The organism is Brevundimonas sp. CURTG3B2_SDJG (assembly GCF_057364705.1).
In genome coordinates, this window is sequence record NZ_JBNFOJ010000328.1 from 1 (window position 1) to 2,975 (window position 2,975).

Below are 2,975 nucleotides of genomic sequence, written 5' to 3' on the forward strand. Positions count from 1 at the left end.
CGCGGCCAGGGCCGGCCTCCAGCTCGGGCCCGCGCGCCGGAGCGGCCGCGATCTCGGCGGACAGTGCCTCGAACGCCTCGGTCAGGCGCGCCAGTTCGCTCTCGGCGTCGCCGGCCATGCCGGTCTCACGCTGGATGTCGGCGGCGATGCGCAGCCCCCTCCGCCTTCAGCCGGTCGACTTCGGCCCGCGCCGCCTGCCTCGGCCATGTCCAGCCGGTCGCGCTCCAGCGAGGCCCGGTGCAGCAGGGCGCCGGCGACGGCGTCCTCTTCCCGGGCCGGCTTCAGCGCCTCCTGGGCGTCAGCGACGCCGTCTGGGCGCGGCCCGAGGCGGTCGTCGCCTCCAGCACCGCGCGATCGGCCTCGGCCAGCTCGGCCCTGGCCGCCTCGGCCGCCACGCGCGCGTCGTTCCAGCGCACGTAGAGCAGCGAGGCCTGCAAGGCCCGGATCTCGGCCGAGATCTTCTTGTACTTCTCGGCCTGACGCGCCTCGCGCTTCAGCCGGGTCAGGGTGGTCTCCAGCTCGCGGCCGATATCGTCCAGCCGTTCGAGATTGGTCTCGGCGGCCTTCAGGCGCAGCTCGGCCTCGTGGCGGCGGGTGTGCAGGCCGGCGACGCCGCCCGCCTCTTCCAGGATGCGGCGGCGGTTCTGGGGCTTGGCGGCGATCAGTTCGCTGATCTGACCCTGGCGCACCAGAGCGGGCGAGTTCGCGCCGGTCGAGGCGTCGGCGAACAGCAGCTGCACGTCGCGGGCCCGGACCTCCTTGCCGTTGATGCGGTAGGTCGAGCCCTGGCCCCGATCGATGCGGCGCGACACCTCGATCACCGCGCTGTCGGTGAAGGGCTGGGGTGCTTTCCGCTGCGTGTTGTCGATGGTCAGCTGGACTTCGGCGTGGCTGCGCGGCGGCCGGTTGGCGGCGCCGGCGAAGATGACGTCGTCCATGCCCTGGCCGCGCATGGCCTTGGCCGAGTTGGCCCCCATCACCCAGCGCAGGCTTTCCAGCACGTTGGACTTGCCGCAGCCGTTGGGACCGACGATCCCGGTCAGGCCAGGCTCGATGTGGAACTCCGACGGGTCGACGAAGGATTTGAAGCCGACGAGCCTGAGGCGCTGGAACTGCACCGGGCGACGGGCCTCAGCGGGCCTGGGCCGCGCGAACGGCCACTTCCAGCCCGCCCAGCGACCGGTCGGTCACCCGCCGGCCGTTGACGAAGAAGGCGGGGGTCGAGGTGGCGTCGGCCGCGATGGCGCTGTTGATGTCGCGGTTGATGGCGTCGCGGGTGGCCTGGGTGGCCGTGCAGGCCTCGATCTGGGCCCGCGTCCGGCCGCTGGCGGCGATGGCCGGGGCGTACCAGTCCTCCAGCCGTCCGCCGCGCAGCACCGCCGCCTGGCCGCGCATCAGCACCGCGGTCACGTCGAAGAATTTCTCCGGCGCGGCGCAACGGGCCAGAGCGGCCGCGGGCAGGGACATCTGCTCCGGGTCGGTCGGCAGGTTGCGGAACACGAACCTCACGTGGCCGGTGTCGACCAGCCGCTGCTTGAAGGTCGGAAAGACGAACTGGTGCCAGTCCGCGCAGTGGTGGCACGAGAACGAGGCGTATTCGATCACCGTCACCGGCGCGTCGGCGCGGCCGATCGACCGGTCGGCGGCGGTCACGGGCGCCACCGGCTCGGTCGCGATGGCCGGGGCCGAGGCCGCGCCGACGGGCGCCAGCGAGGCCAGCGCCAGGATCAGCAGCAGCGACCGACGGCCCCGGTTCATCCGCCGTCCTACTTGGCCAGTTCGGCGTCGATGGCGCGCGACAGGTCGGCCAGGGTGGCCCCTTCCTCGCCCGGCGAGACCACCTGGGTCCCGTTGACGAAGAAGGCGGGCGTGCCGGTGACGCCGGCCTTGAAGGCGGCGCGGAAGCGCTCGTCGGCGGCCTTCAGGGCTTCGGGGTCGCGGATGCAGGCCTCGATCTGGGCGTTGCTCATGCCCGCGCCATTGCCGACCCGGAACAGGGTGTCGCGCGGATTGACGCCCGCACGCCATTCTTCCTGGCTGGCCATGATGGCGTGGATGACGTCGAAATACTTGTCGTCGCCGGCGCAGCGGGCGATCAGGAAGCCGGCGGTCGCCACGTTCTGGGGCGGGGTCGGCAGCTCGCGGAACACGTAGCGGACCTTGTTGGTGTCCACGTACTTGGCCTTGAACGCCGGCCAGGTGCTGACCTGCCAGGCGGCGCAGTGCGGGCAGGTCACCGAGGCGTATTCCACCACGGTGACCTTGCGCCGTCCGGCGCGCCCAGGGCCATGTCGCCCTTGGCCGCCGAACCGGCGCCGCCGCTGCCGCCGCAGCCGCTCAGGGTCGCCATCGCGGCCAGGGCGGCCGCGGTGATCGCGGCGCGGCGGCTCATCGCGGCGTAGTTGATCTTCGCGCTCATGGCGTCTTCCTCAAAGACTGTTTCGTCAGCATCGCGCGATTCCCGTGAAGGCGCGCGTCCAAGGGTTTTCGAGAACAGGTGCGGCAGGAAAAGGTCAAGCCCGCATCCGTTCCAGGCCGCGCCTCATCACAGGAAACCGATGGTCCGATGACGCCCGCGCCCGGCGTCATTCGAGACCCGGGCAGGCCGAGCTTGTCAATGGGCGTCGCCGTCGCGGCGCGACAGGACCGCGCGCCCCAACTGCTCCAGCGGCCCCTTCAGGGGATCGGCGGCCCGCTGGATCGACTGCTTCAGCTCGGCCTCCACGGCCGCGGGCAGGGGGGCGGGCTTCGCCGCGCGGACCGGGCAAGACGGCGCGTCCGACAGCGGCTTCACCGGCCCCTGGGCGATGCGCAGCTTGTCCACCGAGCCGGCGCCCAGGAACAGATTGACCCGCTGCAGGATGTCCTCGGACTGGTGCTGGACCAACAGGGCGGCCGGCCGGCCACGCGCAGTTCCAGGGTCCCGCCCGCGCCGTCCCGGCCGCGGGTCAGCTTCTGGGGCCGGGTCACCCGCG

The 2,975-nt window shown here is 72.3% G+C and carries 3 protein-coding genes and 2 pseudogenes; all 5 read right to left on the reverse strand.

The window, feature by feature from the left end; genetic code table 11:
- Positions 1–1,118 (reverse strand): annotated as a pseudogene (locus AC2W7C_RS16015) (AAA family ATPase); the annotation flags it as partial.
- Positions 1,119–1,131: 13 nt separating this feature from the next.
- A complete protein-coding gene (locus tag AC2W7C_RS16020) occupies positions 1,132–1,758 on the reverse strand; it encodes a thioredoxin domain-containing protein (RefSeq protein WP_486002291.1) in 627 nt (208 codons plus the stop codon).
- An 8-nt stretch (positions 1,759–1,766) separates the two neighbouring features.
- A complete protein-coding gene (locus tag AC2W7C_RS16025) occupies positions 1,767–2,255 on the reverse strand; it encodes a thioredoxin domain-containing protein (RefSeq protein WP_486002292.1) in 489 nt (162 codons plus the stop codon).
- Positions 2,234–2,419 (reverse strand): hypothetical protein, encoded by a 186-nt coding sequence (locus AC2W7C_RS16030; protein WP_486002293.1) that lies wholly within the window; start codon positions 2,417–2,419, stop codon positions 2,234–2,236. The genes AC2W7C_RS16025 and AC2W7C_RS16030 overlap by 22 nt, the downstream gene beginning before the upstream one ends.
- A 195-nt stretch (positions 2,420–2,614) precedes the next feature.
- Positions 2,615–2,975: pseudogene (locus AC2W7C_RS16035) on the reverse strand (hypothetical protein); the annotation flags it as partial.

Excerpts from the sequence above, each read along its gene's own strand:
- AC2W7C_RS16020 (WP_486002291.1), bottom strand. The coding sequence starts at position 1,758 with ATGAACCGGGGCCGTCGGTCGCTGCTGCTGATCCTGGCGCTGGCCTCG.
- AC2W7C_RS16030 (WP_486002293.1), bottom strand. The coding sequence starts at position 2,419 with ATGAGCGCGAAGATCAACTACGCCGCGATGAGCCGCCGCGCCGCGATC.